The 23,764-nt window shown below is 42.6% G+C and carries 22 protein-coding genes; 7 read left to right on the top strand and 15 right to left on the bottom strand.

The window, feature by feature from the left end; genetic code table 11:
• Positions 1-104: 104 nt before the first annotated feature.
• A complete protein-coding gene (locus MKY77_RS22880; protein ID WP_339147911.1) occupies positions 105-593 on the bottom strand; it encodes a hypothetical protein in 489 nt (162 codons plus the stop codon).
• Positions 594-824: 231 nt separating this feature from the next.
• Here MKY77_RS22880 and MKY77_RS22885 point away from each other — a divergent pair, with 231 nt between their 5' ends.
• Complete coding sequence (locus MKY77_RS22885; protein ID WP_339147912.1) at positions 825-1,226, top strand: helix-turn-helix transcriptional regulator; 402 nt, start codon at positions 825-827, stop codon at positions 1,224-1,226.
• Between the two features lie 291 nt (positions 1,227-1,517).
• Here MKY77_RS22885 and ssb read toward each other — a convergent pair whose 3' ends face one another.
• Positions 1,518-2,093 (bottom strand): single-stranded DNA-binding protein, encoded by a 576-nt coding sequence (gene ssb, locus MKY77_RS22890; protein ID WP_339147913.1) that lies wholly within the window; start codon positions 2,091-2,093, stop codon positions 1,518-1,520.
• Positions 2,094-2,436: 343 nt separating this feature from the next.
• Here ssb and MKY77_RS22895 point away from each other — a divergent pair, with 343 nt between their 5' ends.
• Positions 2,437-2,865: a YwpF family protein gene (locus MKY77_RS22895; RefSeq protein ID WP_339147914.1), complete on the top strand. Its 429-nt coding sequence runs from the start codon at positions 2,437-2,439 to the stop codon at positions 2,863-2,865.
• Positions 2,866-3,337: 472 nt separating this feature from the next.
• On the opposite strand, the gene MKY77_RS22900 is transcribed toward MKY77_RS22895, so the two are convergent.
• The 4 genes from MKY77_RS22900 to MKY77_RS22915 form a co-directional block, all read right to left on the bottom strand.
• Positions 3,338-3,982: a class D sortase gene (locus MKY77_RS22900; RefSeq protein ID WP_339147915.1), complete on the bottom strand. Its 645-nt coding sequence runs from the start codon at positions 3,980-3,982 to the stop codon at positions 3,338-3,340.
• Between the two features lie 29 nt (positions 3,983-4,011).
• The gene (locus tag MKY77_RS22905) at positions 4,012-4,956 is read right to left on the bottom strand and encodes a processed acidic surface protein (protein WP_339147916.1); all 945 of its coding nucleotides are present in this window, start codon (positions 4,954-4,956) and stop codon (positions 4,012-4,014) included.
• Positions 4,957-5,154: 198 nt separating this feature from the next.
• Positions 5,155-6,210: an SEC-C metal-binding domain-containing protein gene (locus tag MKY77_RS22910; RefSeq protein WP_339147917.1), complete on the bottom strand. Its 1,056-nt coding sequence runs from the start codon at positions 6,208-6,210 to the stop codon at positions 5,155-5,157.
• 188 nt (positions 6,211-6,398) lie between these two features.
• Positions 6,399-6,545: a hypothetical protein gene (locus tag MKY77_RS22915; protein WP_339147918.1), complete on the bottom strand. Its 147-nt coding sequence runs from the start codon at positions 6,543-6,545 to the stop codon at positions 6,399-6,401.
• Positions 6,546-6,769: 224 nt separating this feature from the next.
• Here MKY77_RS22915 and MKY77_RS22920 point away from each other — a divergent pair, with 224 nt between their 5' ends.
• The 3 genes from MKY77_RS22920 to MKY77_RS22930 all read left to right on the top strand — a co-directional run bounded on the left by MKY77_RS22920 (position 6,770) and on the right by MKY77_RS22930 (position 9,802).
• The gene (locus MKY77_RS22920) at positions 6,770-7,195 is read left to right on the top strand and encodes a hypothetical protein (RefSeq protein ID WP_339147919.1); all 426 of its coding nucleotides are present in this window, start codon (positions 6,770-6,772) and stop codon (positions 7,193-7,195) included.
• A 145-nt stretch (positions 7,196-7,340) separates the two neighbouring features.
• Entirely contained in the window at positions 7,341-7,865 is a 525-nt protein-coding gene (locus MKY77_RS22925; RefSeq protein WP_339147920.1) for a hypothetical protein, read from the top strand.
• Positions 7,866-8,446: 581 nt separating this feature from the next.
• The gene (locus MKY77_RS22930) at positions 8,447-9,802 is read left to right on the top strand and encodes a general stress protein (protein ID WP_339147921.1); all 1,356 of its coding nucleotides are present in this window, start codon (positions 8,447-8,449) and stop codon (positions 9,800-9,802) included.
• Between the two features lie 106 nt (positions 9,803-9,908).
• Here the strand turns inward: MKY77_RS22930 and MKY77_RS22935 are convergent, their stop codons facing one another.
• From MKY77_RS22935 to MKY77_RS22960, 6 genes are all read right to left on the bottom strand, one after another.
• Positions 9,909-10,946 carry a Gfo/Idh/MocA family oxidoreductase gene (locus MKY77_RS22935; RefSeq protein WP_339147922.1) on the bottom strand — a complete coding sequence of 346 codons (1,038 nt, stop codon included), beginning with the start codon at positions 10,944-10,946 and terminating at the stop codon, positions 9,909-9,911.
• 37 nt (positions 10,947-10,983) lie between these two features.
• Complete coding sequence (locus tag MKY77_RS22940; protein WP_339147923.1) at positions 10,984-11,742, bottom strand: helix-turn-helix domain-containing protein; 759 nt, start codon at positions 11,740-11,742, stop codon at positions 10,984-10,986.
• Positions 11,723-13,516, bottom strand: a complete 1,794-nt coding sequence (locus MKY77_RS22945) for a sensor histidine kinase (protein WP_339147924.1) — start codon at positions 13,514-13,516, stop codon at positions 11,723-11,725. Before MKY77_RS22945 ends, MKY77_RS22940 begins: the two co-directional genes overlap by 20 nt.
• 290 nt (positions 13,517-13,806) lie before the next feature.
• On the bottom strand, positions 13,807-15,084 hold the full coding sequence (locus MKY77_RS22950) for an ABC transporter substrate-binding protein (RefSeq protein WP_339147925.1): 1,278 nt from the start codon (positions 15,082-15,084) through the stop codon (positions 13,807-13,809).
• A gap of 94 nt (positions 15,085-15,178) precedes the next feature.
• Positions 15,179-16,006, bottom strand: a complete 828-nt coding sequence (locus MKY77_RS22955; RefSeq protein WP_237662964.1) for a carbohydrate ABC transporter permease — start codon at positions 16,004-16,006, stop codon at positions 15,179-15,181.
• On the bottom strand, positions 16,006-16,974 hold the full coding sequence (locus tag MKY77_RS22960) for a sugar ABC transporter permease (RefSeq protein ID WP_237662963.1): 969 nt from the start codon (positions 16,972-16,974) through the stop codon (positions 16,006-16,008). Before MKY77_RS22960 ends, MKY77_RS22955 begins: the two co-directional genes overlap by 1 nt.
• Positions 16,975-17,287: 313 nt before the next feature.
• Between MKY77_RS22960 and MKY77_RS22965 the strand changes: the two genes are divergently transcribed.
• Complete coding sequence (locus MKY77_RS22965) at positions 17,288-18,916, top strand: diguanylate cyclase (protein ID WP_339147926.1); 1,629 nt, start codon at positions 17,288-17,290, stop codon at positions 18,914-18,916.
• Positions 18,917-19,097: 181 nt separating this feature from the next.
• Complete coding sequence (locus MKY77_RS22970) at positions 19,098-20,477, top strand: Glu/Leu/Phe/Val dehydrogenase (protein ID WP_339147927.1); 1,380 nt, start codon at positions 19,098-19,100, stop codon at positions 20,475-20,477.
• A gap of 105 nt (positions 20,478-20,582) precedes the next feature.
• Here MKY77_RS22970 and MKY77_RS22975 read toward each other — a convergent pair whose 3' ends face one another.
• The 3 genes from MKY77_RS22975 to MKY77_RS22985 all read right to left on the bottom strand — a co-directional run bounded on the left by MKY77_RS22975 (position 20,583) and on the right by MKY77_RS22985 (position 23,759).
• Positions 20,583-21,065, bottom strand: coding sequence for a VanZ family protein (locus MKY77_RS22975; RefSeq protein WP_339147928.1), 483 nt, complete (start codon positions 21,063-21,065; stop codon positions 20,583-20,585).
• A 341-nt stretch (positions 21,066-21,406) separates the two neighbouring features.
• Complete coding sequence (locus MKY77_RS22980; protein WP_339147929.1) at positions 21,407-22,477, bottom strand: acyltransferase family protein; 1,071 nt, start codon at positions 22,475-22,477, stop codon at positions 21,407-21,409.
• 154 nt (positions 22,478-22,631) lie between these two features.
• On the bottom strand, positions 22,632-23,759 hold the full coding sequence (locus MKY77_RS22985) for a glycosyltransferase (protein WP_339147930.1): 1,128 nt from the start codon (positions 23,757-23,759) through the stop codon (positions 22,632-22,634).
• Positions 23,760-23,764 lie beyond the last annotated feature (5 nt).

Consider the following 23,764-nt stretch of genomic DNA (forward strand, 5'->3'; position numbering starts at 1 on the left):
TTAGGTACGGATAAGCAACCAATATTTACGAAAACAGCCTTTCAAGAAAAAAATTCTACTTAATTACGGTGTGTCCCAACTGGGCATCCCTTATACACTCACGATTAAATTCTCTTACTGGTCACACCCGGTTTCGATTCCCTCATTGTAAGATAGGCTGTTTTCCCTTTATGTTTTACAAAAATACGTTGCAATAGCTCTTCAATCACATCATGGCCCACTTGTTCTGGATAATCGACCTTGAGAAATGCTTTTCGATGCCGGTACCAGGCATAGGAGGAGATATCAAGCTGGTAACTTGGGAGATTGATGGTGACCGAAATGATCCTTTTATCCGCATAAGAACGGAAGTGCAGTTCAACAGCCTGGTTGCTGGAAGTGGAAATGCAACGCAAATTCTCTTTTAAAGATAATTCTTCCTTACTGATCTCCAATGCGTCAAAAAATGAAGCCCTTGATGCAGAATAGTCTTCCGATGGTTCTTTTATATAAATAAAGTACTTTTGCCCATCAGCGTTCCAGTCATCCGGACCAGGATGAAAGCTAACTGTCGTCAACTTGAAATCTGCCACATTCATCACTCCCTCTTGCATAATTCACTCCTCCTAAGTATAAATAAATTTACTTTTTATAGAAAATATAGGTAATTTTACGTTTCCGCTATGTTTTTCTAGGTATTCTTACCTATACTCAATCATTCTCTTTAAATTGCAAAATTCGACATTTTCCATATAGGAACATTAAGCGCCATTGTTCTATATAAGAACAGTCACTCCTTCTCTTATCTATTACGTTAAAAGAAATGCGGAAAAGAGGCAGGAGATATGATGAACACGTCCTTTTTAGCCAGAAACATCAAATACCTTCGCAATCAGAAAAACTGGTCCCAGCAAGACCTTGCCGATCGCCTGAACAGGGTACATGCCACCATCAGTAAGTGGGAAACGGAAAAGGAAGTGCCACCATTAGAAACCCTCATCGAGCTTAGCAAACTATTTAAGGTCTCCATCGATTATCTGGTAGGCAACCATTACGAACAAGAGCATTATGTAAAAGAATTCAACCGACTCTATCAGATTAACCAGACAGACGAAGAACTTATGCAAATTGTCGACTACTTGAAACAGCATCAAAAGTTCAAAGAAATACTACATAAACATACCAAGCAAAACATAACAGATAGAAAAGTGATGGAAGAAATGATGGGTATCTATGTGAATAAATGAGGGCTTCAAGACCCGATCAAGCTAACCAATATATCCGAAAAAAGCCAACCCCTCAAAGGCTGGCACCATGAAATGGAGATACATAGAGGCAATTCTTCTCTCTAGAGGAACCTGGAGGGCTTATCCTCTGCTTCATGCTGATAAGCAAAAAAAGAAAGGCAGCTTGTTTCCGCAAGTTGCCTTTTTCATGAAAGGCCAAAGCAAAAATGGGAGGGGAGCCCTTTGCTTTATAGGTAATAGGTTAAAAATCACTTGATACATAAATATGGACGAACTTAATTGGCGTTGAATTTAAACTTCGACTTTTTCAGGCTGCCTGCCCATGAAATTCGGATGATCCTGTGCATAGGAGGACACTTGGGACTCCTGTGTTTGATGGGAAGCGTTCTGATTATCTTGTGGGACCTGAACCTGGTTCCATTCCCGCGGTCTGGTTCTACTATCCGTTTGTCCTTGGGTTTGGGTGTACGGTTCATTGTCAGGGTTTGGCGGTGGCGGCGGGGGAACTGTTGAATGGGAAGCCGCAGGGACCTCCTGTTTTTCCTCTCGCTTCTTTTCCAGAAATCGCACATTGTCCACCACGATATCTGTCACAAAAACAGTGGTGCCATCCTTCCCTTCAAACCGGCTTGTCTGAATCCTTCCGGTAACTGCCACCAAGGCGCCTTTCCTACAATAATCAGCTGTTGTCTTCGCAAGATTTCTCCATGCAGTGCAGGAAACAAAATCCGCCTCAATGACCCCTTCGTGATTTTTAAAAGAGCGATTGACAGCCAAACGGAAGCTGGCAACCGGGATTCCCTCCTTTGTATACCGCAGGTCCGGGTCTTTCACCATCCTGCCAATGAGCACTACTTCATTTATCACTTTCTTCCCTCCTTTTTCTACAAATTTCGTGCTGCTTCGTTATCATAACTGCTCTTGGAGATCTGGTAAAATGAGGGTTTTAGGATTTTAATCGATGTTTTGTGTGTAAAAACATGTTTTTACCTTAGGAGAAAATACGATTTTGTTTGGCCATGTGCATGTCGAATTATGATATTGCAAGAAATGGTTTTTTTTTGAGCTTTCTTTTTGAGAAGGTATCTTTCTTTGCGCTTATGTTATAATAAGACAAAATATTGGTACATGTGATTGGTGTTCTCCAGTGCCTTTAACGTATGTTTGACACTGTGACCAAGCCAAAAAAATGACCCGTTGGAGGAAAATCATGAAAACGTTCAAACTAGTAGCATTATCCCTCGTACATGGTGAAGACGTTGAACAGCTGGATTTACAAGACGGTTTGATTATCAATAGAGAGTACGGAAAAGAAAACTGGCTTATTGAGGCATTGCTTCCAAAGAGCGAGCCGGAAAAATATGAAAAGTTCCGTGATAATGAAGAAATGCTTCATATTCAAGCTACCATCTCGAAACCGACAAATGACCCCGCTTCCTTTGAGGCTGTCGTTCGCCAAGTGGCTGTGATGGAGGACAAAATGAGCATTCTCTTTGAAGGCGAGCTCTTCCGCAAAAACACCAACTACCACGAAAAACTGCTCGAACGCCTCGTCCTTGAAGGCTACGCAGGCGAAGAACTCGTCCAAGCATTTAAGACAAAAGTCAAAGAAAAGCCTGTATTGGAGAAGAGTAAGTAGAAGGCTATAAGAGGGGTCTGACCCGCTGTGCGTTAATGCGCTAAAAGGGGTCTGACCCTCTATGCGTTAATGCGCTAAAATCACCGTTAGTTCTAGGGATTTTATTAATGGATTCAGGCGGACTTTGAGGTAAATGTCCGAAGTTTTTCTGTTTATGTCCGAAGTTTCCGGGAAGTTGTCCAAAGTTTCCGGATTTTTGTCCGAAAATTTCGGAAAGTTGTCCAAACTAATTTTTCAAATGTCCGAACCCTACCTTGTCATTGTCCAAACGAACAAAGTCTTTGTCCGAAATTAGCTGAAAAGGAATAACCTTTTGTCCGAACCTCATCCAAACTTGCACGAACACTTTCAGAAGCAATGTTTTTTAGAAATTCGCGCTCAATTTCGGGGGATTCTCGAAACCAATGTTGCACAAAGACATGGCCTCTCTCACTCACCTTTACCTATACGTCCCAACGTCTCACTAACTAACTCAACGACTTTCCCCCTCCATCCTTCTCAAAAACTCAGCCTCCACCACATACCGCTCAGGCGCACTTCCAATAAACCGAAATGGATAGCAAGTCGTGATCGTCAACACCTCACGTGCTCTCGGGACCACCACAGAAGTATCCTCTTTGTCTACAACCCTGACCCTTGCGACTTTATAAATATACTCCCCACCATCAAACCCCAGCACAACCTTATCACCGACTTTAAGCTCCCCAAGCCTCCGGAATACAGTGTCCCTGTGACCTGAAAGTACAATATTTCCCCCTTCTCCAGGAAACCGGCTTCCAGGAACATGGCCAACTCCCTTTACCAGCTCATCCTCAGAAACTCCATGGAAGACCGGCATTCCAACTTCCAAAACAGGAAAATAAACTTCGCCGATTTCTTCACCGACCGCCACCTTTGCCTCTACCTCTACAGACTCACCATGTTCCCCCTCCTCGGCAACCCGAGATTCGCCCAAACGCAAATCCTCCAAACCCGACGACGAAAACTCCTCAACAGTATCCGACCTCTCTTCCACCGCCGAAATCCCCTTCCAATACAAAAGGCCGCTTCCAACAAACAAAGCAGCCCCCACAACAAACAACACTATTCCACATATTCGAATTACATGCAGTAACATTCCAGTATAACCTCCAGCTCCACTACCCATCAGCTACCTCTGCGTGCCATGCCCATTCCACTCCATCTCACCAACACACCTGCCGCAACAAGCATACATAGCCCAGCCATTATCCCAAAACCATACAGGGAAGCCGTATCAGGCATTCTATTATGATAAAGCTCATCGCTCATCTTTACCCCAACCTGTCCTAGGTGGACAAGCTCGGTCCCCGTGGACTTCGCAAACGATGGAGACACAATCTGCTCATCCATCACCGCAGATGCAAGCAGGCTGCCTTCCCCATTATATAAATCTAGGTGGACATCCTTTCCTTCCAGCCAACCTGGTTGCATCAAGGTTTCCTCTGTCACTTGCACCCGTTCGCCGTCCTCTACATGCAGATCGGCATCCACCTGGAATACACTCATCATTTCTGTCCAAAGGGAAAACACCTTATCTACTGAATTCGGCTCCTCTTCAAGCATCCCCTCCAACCTTTCCAACTCTTCTGCCAGCACGTCTTTAGGAAGGCTTAAAATATGATGGAAAATTAACCTTGCTTCCTCGGCCTCAAATCCCATGGAAACAAGAAAATCCTCCGCTCGTGCCACTTCCTCCTCGTGGGTCATGTAAAAGTCCACGGCAAGCTCCAAATCCTCAATGAACGTATAATCCTGCACTTTTTCACCAAACCGAGATAACAGCACCTCCAACTCTTCTTTCGTCAGATCGTACGTTTCTAGCATAATCAAAAGATTTTCTTCGTTGATCGGGGTGCCAAGCTCATCACGAAGATGGTTGATATCTTTAAAGTCCTCTAGACTTACCTCATAAAATTTCAAATAGTTATCCAAGTCCTTTCTCGTCCAACCAATTTCCTTCAAATAGGAATCCACTTCCTCCTCTTTCGGTGCCGCAGCAACAGCGACCGGTCCAATAAACAATGTCGCCCCCACCATCAATGCACAAGCAAACAATAAAATCCGTTGCATACCATCATGCCTCCCTATTCTCGCTACATTTTTTTAGTAGGATGCGCACAAACGGAAAAATTATACAAAAGGAGATCGACCAATTGAGAAAAGGACAAACCCATTTTAAATGATTGTTTCCTCAAAAATCCCCCAACAAAAAAACACCCAGCCTCCCCGCCAAAATAAACGGTAGAGACTAGATGCCATTGAACTTTTTTAAGAAGCGCCTTTCAATGCGGCTTCAATATCCTCTTCAAATGTCTTCAGAACAGGCTGTAACACCTCATCAAGTTTGCGGAAGGTGGATGATACACTTCCGGGTGATCCTCCAAACTCCTCGGCTAGCGCCTTTTGGGTTTCCATTTGCTCTTTCATAAAATGGGTATCCAAGAAGTAAACCAAGGCTGCAGCGTAGTTCTGTTCATTGCGGATCATCGGACTTTCCTTCATGCAATAGATGGACCACAGCATGTTGGCAAATTCCAAGAACCTTTCCGGATATCCGCGTTTTTTCGCCGCCTCAGCAAACAGCTCCAATACTCGTTCCTGCGCCGCATCCTGGACAGGAAGCTCCTGAACATCCTCTTCACTCAACTCAAATTCAACCATGCGCCCTGCAAGGTCTGGGAAGTTTTCACGAATATAGTCTTCGTTTACAGCAATGTCGCTAAGTGCTTCTTGTATTTTTTCTTCCAAGCGGATCGTCTCCAGCACGCCCCGTTCAAAGGTCGACATGAATACAACTTTCTCCTGCTGATAAGGGACAAACATCCCGATGACCAGCTCGTTTTTGCTTAAGCTGTCCTCCCTGCCAATATAAGTGACCTTCACTTTTTCTTTGGTAAAAAAGTCTTCCATGGTATAAACATCCCCACGAAGATTCGCCACCTTGTAGATGGAAGGATAAGCGTCCTGCCAGCTTTCAGCCCACTCTTTTACTTGGGAACGAGAGAACTTCCCTGCATGGACTTCAACAAACTCCTCCACAATCGTGCGGCCGTTATCACGTTTTACCGTGAACATATACCAGAGATGGAGTAGCTCATTAAAAGCTTCTTCCTTCATCTCATCCATTGAAAATTTATGTAGGTATTTTGTGCTTACACTTTCAAGCTCTCCTGCAAATTTCTCATATGCAAATCGCATGATATCGACTTGCAAACCCATCAATTCCGACTCCAATACTTTTTCAAGGCCGTCCTGCTTCTTTTCACAGCATTTCTTATATTTCTTGCCACTGCCGCATAGGCATGGTTCATTTCTTCCAATCATTCTATCACCTTACACTTTTTGTATTTTCGTAGTTGATTGTCCTTCTAAAATAAAGACAACGAGTTTAATTCTAACATACTTCTTCTCTTCATGGAGGAATTCAGAGACTGGGTATGTTAGCCAGCGACAATAATAAAAAAACACTTCTGAACATTTAATTCAGAAGTGCCATCTATCAATCTATCAATTTATTTTATAAGAATCTGCAGCTTTTCTCTCATCTCATCTACAAGCTCCATCATGGAGATATTCTCCCGTTCTGTACCTTGTTGGTAGGCATACTGAAGAACTTTTATGATTTCATCTTTATTATCAATTACTTTATAGTCATTCATTTCTCAAAATTTCACCGCCTAATTAATTACAAAATATACTACAATTCTACTACTTTCTCGAAAAAAGACAAGATTATTTTGAAAATATTTCTAATAGTATAAAATTCACGTCGATATTTGTTTTATATTCTATAGCCTTTTCCCCATAAACTTAAACATATTTTTAAAATTTGCTTTTCCCCCTCCCAATTTTATATAGTAAAAAGAGAAAGCAGGTGTTCTACATGAAAGTAATCAAAGGAATATTTATCACTGCCATTGTGGTTGGCGGACTTGGTTTTGCAGGCTATTATTTCATTAATAAATATATGGAAGATCAGGCTGTGGAATATGTGGAAAATGATATGGTGAATAATAATGACCTTGCGGTGGCAAGGGAATATGTGGACAACTCCCCGGCACTTAAGAACTATATCGCAGAGGGTGCACAGGCAAATTTGGAAGAATTGCCGATTCAAACAAGGGAAGAAGCGACAAGAATGGTCATGAATAAGCTAAGCTTCCAAGAGATGCAGCAAATCCAATCGAAGGTTTCCAACGGCATGACGGAACAGGAAGCCATGGAGATGATCCAGACATTTGAAGATAAAATGACAGATGAGGAATTGCTGGCATTGAAGGCGATTGTATATAGGGAATTGTATGAATAACCAAAGATACCTGTAAGCCCCAGCAATATGTATGGGTTTACAGGCTTTTTATTTTTTCCTTTTCAAGGCTCCTACCGTCGCCAAACAATCATGACAAGCATATGTTATGGAGTGGATAGTATGTCTAAAGGAGGCATTTTATACTATGTCATTATATTTTGAATGGAGGAAGAGCTGCGGGTGCAGGGTACCATGTAATTGCGATATTCAGCCGAAGAAGGCGGAACCGCGCTACTATTTTAATCAGTCAGATGAAATGCTGACTATTCCTGCTGATACCCCGACACAGATCATTGAACTAGAGGTAACTACTCTTCTAACAAATGAACCTGTAAAATTGGATGCAATGCTGGAGGCATTCATCCTGACGGAAAATGACCCGTACTATAGCTTTATTGTCGAGTTTTCATTATTGCGGGGGACGACTCCCCTGACAAGTGAAAGCTTTGCCATGATCAATCAGGTGGGTAAAAGCGAAAGCGAGAAAACCATCATCAATACAACAAAAATCACGTGGACAGATATAGTCCCTCTACCGGGAACCTATACCTATGTCATCGAAGTAAATCATATTACCTTGCCTGACCAGCATATCGCCAGTGTCGAGGTACAGGATCGCTCGTTAACAGCCATCGCTTTTCCACCTCGTAAAATTTCAAATCCAGAATAGTAATTTTTGAACAAACGTTTGATTAATTGAATGTAAAAAGTTTGATTCCCCATGGGTTTCAGCTGTTGCATAATGGATTAACTTTTGAAAAAGCTATGTTGGTAACATTTATGAAGAGATGTCGAAACCCCTAGAAAAATGGGGATTTCTAGGATTTCTTTTTTGATTAATATAGCTTTTTTCAAACAAACGTTTGATTAACCGTAAACTGAAAGTTAGGATTCCCATAGGGTTCAGCCATTGCATTTCGGATTAACTTTTGAGATAGCTATATAAGAAAAATAAATCCCCCATCCATTACTAGATGGGGGATTTATTTTGGGTAGCTTATTGTTCGGCACGATCTAATATATGGTTCGCAGAACTTTCGCAGTAAGCATTTGTCATTAATTTCCCTAAATAGACGATTCCTTAACATAAAAGGTTGCCTTTCTAGATTATTTTTCAAGGTTGGTTTACGTTTTTTCGAGTACCGGGTATATAATCATTAAGCTATTTTCGTTCATATACGAGAAGGATAACGATGCAGAATACGGAATATGCCCATATAAAATAAAAGCAACCCTTGAGGAGGAAGTAGCATGACTGAGCAACGCATGGAAATTGTAGGATCTTACCTAATGGAAGAAGAGGCAATGAATAAGGTCAATTGGTTAAAAAATGAAGGCTACCATCCTGAGGAAATTTGGATCATCCGCGACCGACGTGGCGTGTTGGAGCAATTGGGAGAAGAACCGATCAGCGGTGTTTCTTCCTCAGAGGAAACCAATTACGCTAACACGAGTGCCACCAGTTCCGTTGTATCTCCCGGCAGCCTGCTGAAGCCTGAATCCAAAAGTGTCGCTGCTACCCTGATGGAGCTTGGAATCGATAAAGAAGAAGCCTACCGCTATGAATTTGATGTGAAGGTCGGGAAAATGCTGATTCTCGCTACCCCGGTACCAACCAGCGAAGTTGGTACGGCTGAGAGCCACGTGGATAACTATAGTGTGAGCGAGGAGCCGGCAATGATGATAGATGAAGATGATAAGCAAGGGGGGGCTATGAAGAGCACTTCCGAGCATCACATCAAGATAGATGGACCAGAGAATGTAGCCGGTACTTCCAGCCATACTTCCGGGAATGCACCTGGTAGCTCCATCAACAGACCTATGCCGGATGCCAATATTGATGGCACTGTTCCTCTTGACGAGCAATTGCTTAGGGAGGAGCCGGTTGTGGATGAAAAAGTGGAAAAGGATTTCGCTCGGGAGGAGGTAATTTCCCTGCATGACCAGGCAAGTGTCACCAATGAATCACCTACAATGGAACGGGAGGAAATGCGAGCGGATACTCTCTCACGTGAGTCAAATAATGGCAAGCGTTATGCGGAAAACAAAACAGAGGAAGATGTAGATAAGGCTCTACTTTATGAGCATGGCCAACCATTTCCAATGGAAAAGCCGTATGAAGAAGAAGTATACGATAAAAATGTCATCGCAGACGGGCCATTGCATGTCGAGGATGTTCCGGGTGATGCCACTACAACCGAACGGGAAAAACCGTTATTTCAATCTGATGAGGGTGTGAGACCAAAGTCTGCACTAGAGCAGGAAGAAGAAATGTCGAATGAGGATAACGGTCCCATACTCTTTGAGGATACGTTGAACGAGATGGAGCGCGACAAACCTGGTGTGGGGATGGAGCCTGGTTTGGATGAGGAAGGAACGCTTGTGACAGAGAGCCAAGAGGATCTTTACACAACCGAGTATGAAGAAGGCGAATTGGTTGATGAAGAGGCCGATATCTATCCTGAAGCACCTTCCAACTACGAGAATGAGACTTCTGTTTTTGAAGAGGATACCCCGGAGCCATTTTCCTCCCGTAAAAAAGAGCGAATGGAAACAAGACGAGCTGAACTCTTTGACACAGAGGACGATGACCTGTTCCGCAAATAGTAGGATAATAGTAAGGGGCACCAGCCGGGGGCTGGTGCCTTTTTAATAAAAAAGAAAAAAAAGGGGTCAGACCCCTAAAGGATTTTCCCCCTCGACGTCGAAGCCCCTATAAACTAACACTCTTCCCTGTTTCACTGCTACGGTAAATCGCATCGATGATCATTGAGGTTTGCATTGCCTCTTCAGGCTTGACCACCAGTTCCTCCAACCCTAGGCAGCTGTTTACGAAATTCAATGCTTGTGGCAGACTTGGATCCTCCTCGCCTGGTACCCACTCAGCTTCTGTATTCAAGAGCATCCCATGTTTCATCTGGTTGACGTGGAACGGGAATAGGTCCACTCCCCCACTCAGACCGGAAATGCTGACACTCTCCTCATCACTCTTCACATTGGCAGACCAGGACGTTTCAAACAGCATCGACGCTCCACCCTCAAACTTGATGTATGCGGTCACATGGTCGTCCACTTCAAACGTTTCATGATCAAAGCTTCCCCACTGATTCACCTGGCCGGGTATTTTGCTTAACTCATTATAAGTTGATCCCATCACTTCCACCGGTTTCGGATTGCCAAGCAGCCATAAGGACAGGTCCAATAAATGGCAGCCATAATCGATCAGGCTTCCACCGCCCTGCAACTCCTTATTCGTAAACACACCCCATCCAGGAACCTTGCGACGACGTATCCCTTTTGCCCTTGCCACCATCGGGCGACCGATTTCATCCTCCAACACAAGGCGCTTAGCGGCAACCGACTCCTTCATAAATCGGTAATGGTATGCAATCGCCAGTTTTTTCCCGGCAGCTTCTGCAGCAGCGATCATCGCTTCACATTCATCAGGACGCATCGCCATCGGTTTTTCACAGAATACATGCAAGCCAGCCCCAAGCGCCGCGATTGTAATTTCTGCATGGAACTTGTTCGGTGTACAGATGGTCACTGCATCCACATCCCCAAACATATCGGCATAATGCGCATACACTTTGGGAATACCGAATTTCTCTCCCACCATTCTTGCTGTCGCTTCATTCACATCACTGATCGCGACAATCTCCACTTTATCGCTCATTTTTAAAAACGTCGGGATATGGCGGTTCTGCGCAATGCCACCCACTCCGATAACTCCCATTTTTAACTTTTCCATTTATCTGCACCTCATATCTGTTCTCTATGTCTGGTTGTCACTTTACTAGTGAAGTCCTGTATTCATTAGGGGTGACCCCATAAAACTTTTTAAAAACCTTGCTGAAGTATTTTTCATTATGATAGCCAATATGATAGGCAATTTCATAGATTTTAGATCCCGGATTTGCCAGGAGCTCCTTCGCCTTTTCCATCCGGATCCGCGTCACATAATCGGTGATGGTCTCATGATATTCTTGTTTAAATTTACGCGAAATATGCTCCCTGCTCAAATAGAAGCAGTCCGCGATCTCCTGGAGGGTGATATCCTGCTGATAATTCGCCCGCAGATATTCTTCTATTTTTTCCATACTAGAGGGCGTCCCAAATCCAGAAGTGGCAGGAATCGTTTCCACACTGCCCGAAGACCTCCGTACCAGTGCCTCCTCCTTCCACTTCTTCACCGCCCGCTCCAACGTTTCATTTAACAAATCAGGGTCAATTGGCTTCAGGATATAGTCAAAACTTTTATACGTAATGGCATTCCGCATAAAGGTGTAATCGTCATAGCCACTGACCACAATCGTGATGCTCGTGAGTTCTGATTCGGCAATCCACTTCAACAAGCTGATGCCATCCAGCTTTGGCATTTGCATATCGGTGAAAATGATTTCGGGGCGATGCTCTTTGATGAGCCTGATTGCCTCGTCCCCATCTTCGGCTTCATATACCGTATCGATTCCATTTCCTTTCCAATCGGCCAGCAACTGCAGACCATCTCTCACATGCTTTTCATCATCAATGATGATTGCCTTCATCCTGTTCACCCCCAACCTCGAGCGGAAGCTTCAGTGTTACCATGAACCCACCGTCCTGATGATTTTCCAAACGAAGCGCCGCTAAATTATCATAATATAATTGCATACGAGTATAGATATTTCGGAGTCCTATATGTGTTTCTTCTTCATCAGAACCAGAATTTCCTTCCGGAAAGCCCTTGTAAATTTCGGCCAGTCTGCCATCACTCACCCCTGCACCGTTGTCACGGATGGTCAGATGCAGATGCTCACCCTTTACTTTTCCGGTAATATCGATCTTCCCGACGCCATCCCGGATATCAAAGCCATGTTTAAAATAGTTTTCGATGACTGGCTGAAGGATCATTTTTGGCACCTCAACATTCAGCGCTTCCTCTTCCACGTCAAAGTCATATTCAAAGTGCTCCCCGAATCGCTCCTTTTGCAGCAAAAGAAAAGCTTTCAAGTAGTTGATCTCCTTTTTCAAAGGGACCATGTCCTCCTCCATGTTCATGCCGTAACGCATAATCTTGGACAAATGAGTCAGGAGCGTATAAATCTGAGGGACATTATTTTTCAATGCCAGTGTTCCGATCGATTGAAGGGCGTTATAGAGAAAGTGTGGATTCAGCTGGGATTGCAAAACCTTTAATTGATTGGTCTTGTTTTCAATCTCAAGCTTATACTCCCTGTTAATGAGCATATTAATGCGCTCCATCATCTGCTTAAAACGATATCCTAAAATACCGATTTCATCATTCCCCAATGACTCAAACTGTACCTTCATGTTCCCCTCTTTAACCTGCTGGATATTTTGCAAAAGCACCCGGATCGGAGAAGTTATTTTAAAAGAAACAATCAAGGAAGCCAAGATGACAAGGCATAAACCGATGACGCCAAATAAAATATTAATCTTCGTCACAACAAAAGCATTATCATAGAGGGTCGAATACGGAACGCGCTTGACCAAAATCCAACCACCGACTGCAAGCTCTGTCCGGTCAAACATCATCACGCCTTGGAACTCACCATTCTCCCACTCCATCGTCCCTTTCTCAGCGTCGGATTGCATGATGGCGGGGATCCATTCTTGTTCCTCCTGCTCTGTCGCTACCACGGGATTCGAACTGTAGATAAGATCACCTGTTGGGGAAAGAATGAAAAATTCCTCCGTTTCCCTCCTATAGAGATTTTCACTCAACTCTAAAATCTTTTCCGTTCCTACTTCAAGTGTAAGAAAAGCGAGTACCCTGTCGGAAGGTACATTCCTCAGCACCCGATGCACATATATTGTATTGCTACCCTGTTGAAGCTGATCTGTTTCGATATGGTAGTTAAACGGACTGATTTGTGCAAGCTTATAGGCATCGTCATATGCATCCGAAACTCTATCAGAAAAGACAACCGTCGAACGCTTGGAGGCAGTGATCCCCCTATTGTCATCTGCAAAAGAAATCTGCACCCTAGTGATATTATCCTCTGCATAAAGGATAGTCTGAAGGACGTTCCGGACCATTCCTATTGTTATATAGTTATCATCCTTATCAGGAGCCCTCATATAGTTGATAAAATCAGGATTATTATAGAGGGATAGCGTAAGTCCGTTCAGCTCTGATAAATAGTTTTGGAGATTTATTTTTCCCTGATAGAGCAGATTGCTATTTTCTTGGACGACCAGGTCCTTGAATGCCTCTTTGGTCTGGTAGTAGGTGATGATGATGGATGTTCCGAATGGCAGGATGGTGATGATCAATAGAAGTGCGATTAGCTTATTACGAATACTTTTCTTGAACATCCCAACTACCTCCGAAGCGCTTACATTTAATTGTGTAAATTCTTTTAACTCCCTGTTTCCTTGCGTTCCAGGTGTTCACTTTCCGCGGGGCGGTGCTTGAGCCTCCTCGGCGTTCGCCTGCGGGGTCTCAAGCTACCGCTACCTCCCGCCGGAGTCTCACGCCTTGCACTCCAGTCAACAGGGGGGAATTTCTCTAACAAAAACCTCTTTTTAAGGGGAACTCAAAACCTTTTCTATCATTATAGCAGAAAAGCATGCCCGCTAAGAGACATGCTTTTCGAAAAAAGTACTTATTTTAGGTTATCCCAAGTAGTCTGGAAGCGCTCAAGAACTGTGTCGTAATCGATTCTTCCGGCTGCATACTCCTGAATCGTTGCAGCAAACTCTTTGTTTGCTCCGTCCGGCCACATGAACCAAGTCCAAGGAACCGTTTTTTCCGCAGTAGAGTACTCAAGGATGGATTGACCAAGATCACCTAGGCCAGCAGGCTCGATGTTATCGAATGCCGGGATGAAGGCGAACTCTTCTGTGATGAAGCGTTGACCAGTTTCAGAGGAAACCATCCAGTTAAGGAATGTTTTCGCTTCTTCGATATTTTTAGAGTTTTTGTTGATTGCCCAGTTGTTTGGAACCCCAACAGGCAGGCTGTCAGCACTTGCATCGTCGTTGATCGGAATCGGCAAGAAGCCCATGTTCATGTCCGCATCAATTTCATAGATCATGTTCTCTGTCCAGTTACCTTGTTGTAGCATGGCTGTTTTACCGCTAGCAAACTGAGTTACTTGCGTGTTGTAATCTGTTGTTAAAGGATTTGCGTTCCCAAAGTTGATTTCTGCATCAAGAACCTCTTTGAAGTCCTCGAAATGCTTATTGCCAACGATTTTCTCCGAACCGTCATATAGACCTGCGATGAACGCTTCCGGGTCGTCTTGTTGTGCAAATGGAATGTTAAGTAGATGTTGACCGATTACCCACCACTCTCCATATCCTGCTGAGAAAGGTGTGATGCCTGCAGCTTCCAATTTTTCAGCAGCCGCTTTTAATTCTGTGATATTAGTTGGAGCTTCTGTAATTCCAGCTTCTTCAAATAGATCTTTATTGTAGATGAATCCATATCCTTCAAGGTTGACTGGCATTCCGTAAAGTTTGCCGTCTTCCGTATCTGTCATTGGAACTTTTCCGATTGGAAGTACGTGTTCTACCCAAGGCTCCTCAGAAAGGTCAGCCAAATGCTCTTTCCATAGCTCAAGCTCTTTGAATCCACCGTTGTTGAAGATGTCAGGCTGTTCACCGGATGCGAATTTCGCTTTCAGCGCCGCACCGTAATCAGCACCCCCACCAACTGTTTCAAGCTTCACTTTGATATTTGGATGCTCTGCTTCGAATTCTTTGATCATTTCCGCCAGTTGATCGGCGATTTCCACTTTAAATTGGAAAAGGTTCAATGTTACTTGATCTCCATTCCCTGAGTTATTGCCATTGTTGCCGGAAGAATTATCGCTAGAACATCCTGCGAAAATCCCCACAACCAATGACAACGATAATAATAGAAGTACTAAGCGTTTCATTGAAATGCCCCCCTTGTTTTTAAATGAAAAATTTTATAGTAACTTGGCAGGGACTGCAAAGTGTGCGATTTGCAGCATGCAGCCCTTGCAAAGCTTACTTAACAGAACCTGCAGCAATACCTTTGATGATATGCTTTTGTAAAAATAAGAAGAAAATGATGATTGGTGCGATACCGAGCATCAATGCTGCCAGCCCCATATCCCACTGCTTCGTATATTGGGCGAAGAACGAGCTTGTGGCAAGCGGAATCGTTCTAAGCTCTGCCGATTGCAGTACCAGTAATGGCAACAGATAATCGTTCCAGATCCACAGTGTATTCAGGATGACGACGGTCACCGTGATCGGCTTAAGCAACGGGAATACGATTCTCCAAAATACCCCGAACTGACTGCAGCCATCGATTCTTGCCGCTTCCTCTATCTCCACTGGGACCGTTTTGACGAATCCGTGGTAAAGGAAGAGCGATAACGGAACCCCGAAACCGAAGTACATGATGATGATTCCTGGGATGCTGTTGATCAGATTAAGTGCTCCACCTAGCTTCATCAATGGGATCATGACAGTCTGGAACGGAATGACCATAGCTGAAACGATGATGACAAATAATATTTTACTAAACTTTCCGGGAGTGCGTACCATTTTCCATGCCGCCATCGAACTGATGACCACAATTCCGATGTTACTGAGAACCGTGATGATCAGCGAGTTCCAGAAGGCACGCGGGAATTGGATGATCTCCCATACCTTTGCATAGTTGCTGAAAAGGATTTCTGTCGGCAATGCCGCTGCGTCAATCAGTATTTCACTGAAGCTTTTTACCGAGTTTATGATGACAAAATAAAAGGGAATGAGGAAGATAATCGCTATTAAGATGCCGATGATCTCCAGCACAAAGGTTCGTTTTGTATACTTTTGATCCATTATGCCTCAACCTCCCTTTTCTTTGTCGCCATTACTTGGAATGTCGTGAAGATCGCTACTACCACAAAGAAGATGATTGCTTTTGCCGTTCCAAGGCCATATCGGTTATTCTGGAACGCTTCTTGATAGATATTGATGGCCACCGACTGTGTCGAATTGAATGGTCCACCGCCTGTTAAGCTCAGGTTCAAGTCGAATATTTTGAATGCCATTGCGATCGTCAGGAAGAAACAGATCGTAAAGGCCGGTAAAATTAAAGGGATGATGATTTTGGTGATAAGGGTGAAGCTGTTGGCTCCATCGATTCTTGCAGCTTCGAGCAGGGAATTGTCCACCCCTTGTAGGGCTGCGATATAGATGATCATCATGTAACCGCTGATTTGCCAAGCGAACACGATGACGATCCCCCAAAATGCCGTTGTTTCATCTCCAAGCCATGGTAGCTGGAAGAAGGAAAGTCCGGTAAGTTCCCCAACGGATGCGAATCCTCTTACGAAAATGAACTGCCAGATGAAACCGAGCAATAGTCCCCCGATGACATTCGGGATGAAGAAGACGGTTCTGAGTATGTTTTTCGTTTTCAGTGCTGCGTTTAATAACAGCGCGAGGCCGAAGCCTATCAAGTTACTGATGATAACTGCCGCGAACATGAATTTTGTCGTGAACATGAAAGAGTTGAAGAATACTTCATCATTTGTGAAAATTCGTTTGTAGTTCGCAAGACCCACCCATTCAATGGCTGAACTGACACCATTCCAGGAAGTAAAAGAATAATAGATTCCCATCAGGAACGGGATGATTTGGATTACAAAGAAAAAGATAAGTGCAGGGCCAACAAACGCCGTGTACGTCAAAATACTCTTAAGCCTGGCTTTCCTTTTCGGATCGCCCTTCACATCATGCAACTTCGTCCTGCCTGACGTATTCGGCACAACAGGATCCACCTTAGGTTCAATTTTAGTCTCCATCGTTACTCACCGCCTATTTGTAAACGCTTTCCTACATTATAAAACGCTTACAAGGTATTTCAGGGTCACTCAATTGACACCTTAGGAGTACTAAATTGACCGATGGACGCAGGGATTCGACATGAAGACGGAAAATCCTTGAGGGGTCTGACCCTTTTTTTAAATATTTTTGCACCTTCGACTTGAGAGGAGAAATTCCTGCAAGGGTCTGACCCCTTTCCCTTTCTTTTTTCACTTATTTTTGTTAATTCGCTCCATTTATTTGGTATAATGAGAGGAAATTTTACTATATTTCAAGAAAAGTAGGAATAAAATGAATATTAAGCTGCAATTTTCATTGTTTTTTGAAAACATGGCCGATTTGGTCTTTTTGGTAGAGTGGAAGAATCATGAGCTGTGGTACACAGACGTAAACCCAGCTGCCCAGCAGAAGCTTAAAATAGATATGGTCGGAAAGAGGCTAGTAGATGTTCTTCCCCTATCCGTATATACCTTATTAAATGAGAACTATTTAAAATGTATTGAAACCAGGCAGCCTCTCACCTATTCAGACCTTAATCTTTTTGCTGCAGACTTACCTGCCTCGGAAACAAGCCTGACCTTTATTGAAGAGGAAGGAAAAACTTTCGTTCTTGGTATCACTAAGACCTTGAATGCCCAAAAAAAGAAGGCGGAAGATTATATTTTCCTCGAATCCTTAGTGGAAAATACAGTAGATGCCATGCTCGTCATCGATACTGATGGTTATATTCTTAAAATTAATAAAGCCTTTGTCCGACAATTCGGCTGGGATGCATGCGAACTTATTGGAAACCCTTTGGAGTCACTTGCTGTTATTCCAGAAGAATTGAAACAGAAATCATTGCATACCCTTGCCTTACTTAAGGAGGCAAAGTCCGTACCCACGGAAGAAGCTATCCGGTTGACTAAAAAAGGAGTTGCAATTCATACTTCTATCAGCTATTCCCCTATCCTCAATGAGGATAGTAAAGTCGTCGCCATTTCTATGATTTATCGAAACATACAACATTTAAAGGAACTGGAAGAAAAGCTTGAGGAAAGTCATGACGCGTACAAATCATTATTTTCCTATCATAAAAGTGCGGTTTGTATGGTAGATAATGAAGGGATAATTGAAGATACTAATGATGCCTGTATGACAATCACAGGCTACTCTAAAGAAGAGATTATTGGTTTTAATATTGTAAGATACGCAAAAAAAGTTGTACCTGAACTTGACCTGGACAAGACAAAGCGTGGTAAGGTGGCAAACTTCGAAATACTTTTTCCCAATGCCAAGGGACGTGACCTTTATTTATCCGTAACGAATGTCCCAATTATTGTAAAAGGCGTCACCAAGGGGACTTATATCATCGCACAGGACATTACTGACAAAAGAATTATTGAAAAAGAAAGAGAAAAACTTCAAGAGCAGCTAACCTTTCAAGCCTATCATGATAGCCTGACAGAGCTGCCTAATCGCAGAATGCTGAAGGACAAGCTAGAAGAATCATTAGCCGAGGCCAAAAAAAATGAAGCCCTGCTTGCCGTGTTTTTCCTTGATTGCGATCATCTTAAGGTAGTGAACGACACATATGGGCATGAAGTTGGAGACGACCTACTTATCGCTTTTTCCAAACGCTTATTAAAGTGTGTAAGAGAACGAGATATGGTGGCCAGAATAGGCGGGGATGAATTTGTCATCCTGTTGCGCAATATCGACGACTTGGAACAGGTGGACCAAGTAGCAGAACGCATCCTGACAACCTTGGCAAACCCATACACCATCCAAGGGCACACCATACATGTCACCTCTTCCATGGGTGTCTCCACCTACCCAGCCAACGGCACAACCGTTAAACAACTCTTCCGTAAAGCCGACCAAGCCCTCTACGCCGCCAAACACGCCGGCCGCAACGGCTACAAAATGAGTGGGTTTTAGTGCGGTAGAGGAGTAAAAGGGGTCTGGCCCTCACCCCTTTAAAATGGCAACGCGATAAAAGGGGTCTGACCCTTTTTTTTTGACCCCTTTTTTTAGCACCCTCGAGTAAGCCTTCTCGAGGGTGCTTCCTTTTTTATTATGTTATACTTTTTAGAAAATATAGAGAATATGGAGGTCTTTTATGATTAGCCAGACGAGAATGATTGTACAGGAGTCTTTGGATGCTTTGCTGGAGGATACTGCGTTCCTGCCGGAGCTTGTTGGAGAAGCAAGAAAGCAGGCATTTACATCGCTTGGTGCTATCCTTTCCACACCGAACCATTTACATAAGTCGTTTTTACGAATCGCGCTTGAAAATGGAAGCGTTGTCAGAATTCCGGCATTCAGGGTCCAGCATAACAATGCCCTGGGACCTTATAAAGGCGGGATCCGCTTTCATGAATCGGTGAATGAGGATGAAGTCATCAACCTCGCTTCCCTGATGACGTTGAAGAACGCATTACATGATGTACCTTATGGTGGTGGTAAGGGTGGTATTGTGCTGGACCCCCGATCTTACACCGAGAAGGAACTACATCTAATCTGCAAGAAATATGTCCAATACTTCAGTGACATTTTAGGACCGGACAAGGACATCCCGGCACCTGATATGGGATCTGGGGAGCGTGAAATGGATTGGATGATGGCGGAGTACAAAAGCATTCGGCCAGGCCAGGCTTATAAGGGAAGCTTTACCGGAAAGAGTGTCATAAACGGAGGATCTTTGGGACGGCGGGAAGCAACCGGTAAAGGTGTGTATTTTACATTCCGCTATTTGTTGCATGACTTCCTAAAAAACCAACGGAAATTTCTATCTAATACGGACAATGCATTTGCTAAAACTGCTTTGGAATACGAGGGAAGCCCTTTGACAATCGCCGTGCAGGGTTTTGGAAACGTTGGGTCGGTAGCTGCGCTTGAGGCTTATCAATGCCAGCATTTACAAAACAAAGTGGTGGCGGTCAGTGATCGGAATGTCACCCTGCACAACCCTGACGGATTGGATATTCCAGCATTGATAAAATTTGTTGCCCTGAATAATGGCGATCTACCAACCAGCGAGAATCAGCTCTTAGATGCAAATATAAAAGCAACCATTATGGACAGAAACGGTTTATTGTACATGGACGTGGACGTATTGATCCTTGCCGCACTTGAGGACCAGATCCATGATACCAATAAAGAAAGAATCAAGGCACGCATCATAGTAGAAGGAGCCAATGCTCCAGTGACAAGCGCGGCAGACGAATACCTCATCGACAAAGGGGTCATCATCATACCAGATATCCTTGCGAACGCAGGGGGAGTCATCGTCTCCTACTTAGAATGGATGCAAGGGCGCGAAACCCAATTCTACTCAGAGGATCAGGTATATAAACTCCTGCTCGACAAAATGAAAAACACCATGGACACCATACTACCAGCCTTCTTCGGTGACCCCCACCCACTAAGGCAAAACTGCTACATCCACTCCGTCATGAAGCTCTCCACCGTACTTTATAGGCAAGGGAAGCTTTATTGAGGTAGCGTGTTAAAAGGGGTCTGACCCTCAATCAGTTAAAGCACTAAAGCACCTCTTAAAAAAAGCCTGAATGCATAGGGTTCTCCCTTGCATTCAGGCTCTAGTTTAGTTTGTGGTTTCATCCGTGGTGTTTTTCTTTTTTAGATGTCTGCCTACTAGATAGAGTCCAATTCCTGTTAGCGCCCCTGCGCTGTCAAGTATCACATCACTGAACTGTCCGCTTCTTCCAGGAACATAGAGTTGATGTACTTCATCAGATATTGCATAAACAACAGATAAAAATAAAGCGAAAATAGCACTTTTTTTCAAACTGACACCACTTGTTCTTATCGCATTTAAACAAAGCAATCCAAGCAACAAGTAGGCAAAGAAGTGCGCATTCTTTCTTACAAAATAGCTTATTGCTTCTACATTTATATTTGCTTGCGGAGCAACCTGTTCAACAAGCACCTTCACCGTTTCGGTAATACCCCCACTTAGACTTGCCGATTGTTCCCCATGTTGGGCAGATAGGAAGAATATGAGTCCCATCCAACCAAGCACCAATCCCCAGGACAAAAACATCCAATAAAAACTTCTCTTTTGCATTCTTATACTCCCTTGAAACTGTTAGAATTTAACTGGTAAATATATCATAATTATAGCATATAAGTATCCTTCCCTATATCGATATAGAAAGGAATTGCGGCAAACGATACAGTGTACCCTGACATCCGATATCTGTATTTTCACACCTTGGTCGATATGATGAGGAAATAACTGAGGCCGACCACCACCTATAACAACTAAGATTGGCAATAGTTCGACACAACTTGTTATGAAACCTACTATTTCCTGAGAAATCTTCATTAATTTTCGACACAGTGGTAAATAAAGAGGCTAAAGTAGAGAATTTCCCCTCCACTTTAGTCTCATAATGAATACCTCGATTAAGTAGAACTAGGTTGACGTTTATCTTTTAGCTTTTTAGGCTGGCGGATTGGACCGACAATATATTTTCCAAAAGGTAACAAGTTAATGATCCAAGCAAGTAAGATCGAACCAAAAACTCCCGCCAAAAATAAAATCAAAGCATACCATTTAATGTTCATTTCCGGTAGGACAAGGTTAATTAGGTTGAATGACAGATAGTGTAATAAGAATATCGGAAATGAATACTTGCTAATAAACATGATAATTTTCGGAACAGATGGCAAATAAGAAAACAAGTAAAAAAATACAAAGAAAAGAGAGACGGTATAAAACAAAATATCAAGTCTTACGGAAGATAATAGTGTATAAGTTCCTGATATAAATATGTTGACTAATAAATATCCGGTAATCCCGGTAGCTATGAGAGAGAATGGGAAAGCCCATTTCCTGTTTTCCTTTAATTCGTCTATATATCTTCCCGCATAGTAAGCGACTGTGAAATAAAATATCCAACCAATAAATGGCATTCTAACAAAAGGGAGCCACTCTTGCATAATTTTCGGGAGCATGTCCGTTTGATAGTTAGCAATGTAGAGGTAAGTTACATTGATGATAAATGTAATTGATAGCATGGTCCATGCAGAGATATTTTTGAACCACTTTATATATATCCAGTGGATGAACATAAACTGTAATATTATAACGATAAAATACCCATGCCAAGCACCTAGGAGTATATCATCTAGTATGTCTCCTTTGACTTTTTCAATAGAGGCATTGTTTATAATCAAGTGATATAAACCATATAAAAAAGGTGTAAATAAGTAGGGTAAGAATAGGAACTTGAATCTTTTATTAAAAAAACTTTTTGGCAAGCTATCCGGATATACCCTTGAACTGATGACTTCTGAAATCAAGATGAACATCGGTGTGGCAAACATCAATAATATTTGTATGGTTTGTAACAACTGGACAGTGCTTCCCGGTACTTCATAGTTGGAGTATGTTCTTGTTAATGCATGGATGAACACTACACTTAAGCATGCAGTTGCCCTTATCCAATATATCTCATTAATCTGTTTTTTCATGATGTCCCTCCAATCAAATACTGTTCATTTTAACATTCCTTTAATTATTTCTGCCTATGTATCAGGATTTGTTATTAGAATGTACGGAACAGGATATGTTTGAAACTTTCATGTAAAATGAGAAACCCCGGAGTAATTACATCCGGGGTTTCCATTATTTATATAGTTTTAAATATTTATTGCCTATATTCCTCCAATTAAAAGGTCGTGCTTCTTTTCTGCAACGATTTGAAATTTCTATATAGTTCTCTAAAATGGAATGAATGGTATCAGTAATCATGGTTTCACTATTAGGATCAACAGCATAACCTACTTCCCCATCTTTGAACATTCCATCCAGCCCTTCTCCTTTTGCATAGATAACAGGAAGCCCTTTTGACATGGCTTCTATATACACAAGGCCGAAGGTTTCTCTGAAGGACGGCATGACAAAAATATCCGAATGCTCCATTGTCTTAGCTATCACTGTTTTATCGGTAATGTAACCATGAAAGTTGATTTTTTCTTGAATGGACAATGACTCGGCCAAGTTTTTACATTCTTGTTCAAGTGGACCATTCCCGAATACCTCTAATGATGTTTCAATACCTTGTGAGTTAAGCAATGCACAAGTTTTCATGACCGTTCTAATATTTTTATTTTCATCAAGAATTCCTACGAAGACAAGTTTGAGTTTATTTGTAGGTGCTGATTTCTCAATAGATATGGCATTTTCATGCCAGTATTCGTCAATGCCATTAGGTATGATCAGACATTTATCTTTAATCTTATGAAGCACTTTGTCAGGCAGCAATTCGAACACCTTTTTTTGATACGCATCAGAGATAAAAACTACATTCTTCGCATTTAGAAGTACTTTATACATAAAAGGACGAAGATGGATACCATATTTGTAAAAGAAGTTAATATCCGTACTTCTCACTGACACTACGTAATCAATATTATACTTCTTGTGAATTTTGTAAGCAGATCCACCATCACTGAAAATGGTATGAGCATGAATGATGTCGATTTGATTTTGCGATAAAATGTCCTTTTCAATCTCTTTCATTTGTTTGTTGATCTTATGAAAGAATAAAAATTTGTCGTGAGGTTTAATCATGTGTTTGAAATGATAGTGAACGGTTTTATTTTCAGCAGGTAATTGATTTACTCCTATGCTTCCACTACTTTTTACAGGGATGAAAACATGTTGTTCCAATCCCTCAGTCGATAATTGCTTAAATAAATTCATGTATAATTTATTCGTTATATAGTACGATGATAGGTGTAGTACTTTCATTAATT

This window comes from Sutcliffiella sp. FSL R7-0096, assembly GCF_038595065.1.
Classification (GTDB): domain Bacteria; phylum Bacillota; class Bacilli; order Bacillales; family Bacillaceae_I; genus Sutcliffiella_A.

Bases quoted from the DNA above. Each gene is read 5' to 3' on its own strand.
- MKY77_RS22945 (WP_339147924.1), bottom strand. From the start codon at position 13,516: ATGTTCAAGAAAAGTATTCGTAATAAGCTAATCGCACTTCTATTGATC.
- MKY77_RS22985 (WP_339147930.1), bottom strand. From the start codon at position 23,759: ATGAAAGTACTACACCTATCATCGTACTATATAACGAATAAATTATAC.
- MKY77_RS22915 (WP_339147918.1), bottom strand. From the start codon at position 6,545: ATGAATGACTATAAAGTAATTGATAATAAAGATGAAATCATAAAAGTT.
- MKY77_RS22910 (WP_339147917.1), bottom strand. From the start codon at position 6,210: ATGATTGGAAGAAATGAACCATGCCTATGCGGCAGTGGCAAGAAATAT.
- MKY77_RS22880 (WP_339147911.1), bottom strand. From the start codon at position 593: ATGCAAGAGGGAGTGATGAATGTGGCAGATTTCAAGTTGACGACAGTT.
- MKY77_RS22970 (WP_339147927.1), top strand. From the start codon at position 19,098: ATGATTAGCCAGACGAGAATGATTGTACAGGAGTCTTTGGATGCTTTG.
- MKY77_RS22965 (WP_339147926.1), top strand. From the start codon at position 17,288: ATGAATATTAAGCTGCAATTTTCATTGTTTTTTGAAAACATGGCCGAT.
- MKY77_RS22935 (WP_339147922.1), bottom strand. From the start codon at position 10,946: ATGGAAAAGTTAAAAATGGGAGTTATCGGAGTGGGTGGCATTGCGCAG.
- MKY77_RS22895 (WP_339147914.1), top strand. From the start codon at position 2,437: ATGAAAACGTTCAAACTAGTAGCATTATCCCTCGTACATGGTGAAGAC.
- MKY77_RS22885 (WP_339147912.1), top strand. From the start codon at position 825: ATGATGAACACGTCCTTTTTAGCCAGAAACATCAAATACCTTCGCAAT.
- MKY77_RS22905 (WP_339147916.1), bottom strand. From the start codon at position 4,956: ATGCAACGGATTTTATTGTTTGCTTGTGCATTGATGGTGGGGGCGACA.
- MKY77_RS22940 (WP_339147923.1), bottom strand. From the start codon at position 11,742: ATGAAGGCAATCATCATTGATGATGAAAAGCATGTGAGAGATGGTCTG.
- MKY77_RS22920 (WP_339147919.1), top strand. From the start codon at position 6,770: ATGAAAGTAATCAAAGGAATATTTATCACTGCCATTGTGGTTGGCGGA.
- MKY77_RS22980 (WP_339147929.1), bottom strand. From the start codon at position 22,477: ATGAAAAAACAGATTAATGAGATATATTGGATAAGGGCAACTGCATGC.
- MKY77_RS22955 (WP_237662964.1), bottom strand. From the start codon at position 16,006: ATGGATCAAAAGTATACAAAACGAACCTTTGTGCTGGAGATCATCGGC.
- MKY77_RS22925 (WP_339147920.1), top strand. From the start codon at position 7,341: ATGTCATTATATTTTGAATGGAGGAAGAGCTGCGGGTGCAGGGTACCA.
- MKY77_RS22950 (WP_339147925.1), bottom strand. From the start codon at position 15,084: ATGAAACGCTTAGTACTTCTATTATTATCGTTGTCATTGGTTGTGGGG.
- MKY77_RS22930 (WP_339147921.1), top strand. From the start codon at position 8,447: ATGACTGAGCAACGCATGGAAATTGTAGGATCTTACCTAATGGAAGAA.
- MKY77_RS22960 (WP_237662963.1), bottom strand. From the start codon at position 16,974: ATGGAGACTAAAATTGAACCTAAGGTGGATCCTGTTGTGCCGAATACG.
- MKY77_RS22975 (WP_339147928.1), bottom strand. From the start codon at position 21,065: ATGCAAAAGAGAAGTTTTTATTGGATGTTTTTGTCCTGGGGATTGGTG.
- MKY77_RS22900 (WP_339147915.1), bottom strand. From the start codon at position 3,982: ATGTTACTGCATGTAATTCGAATATGTGGAATAGTGTTGTTTGTTGTG.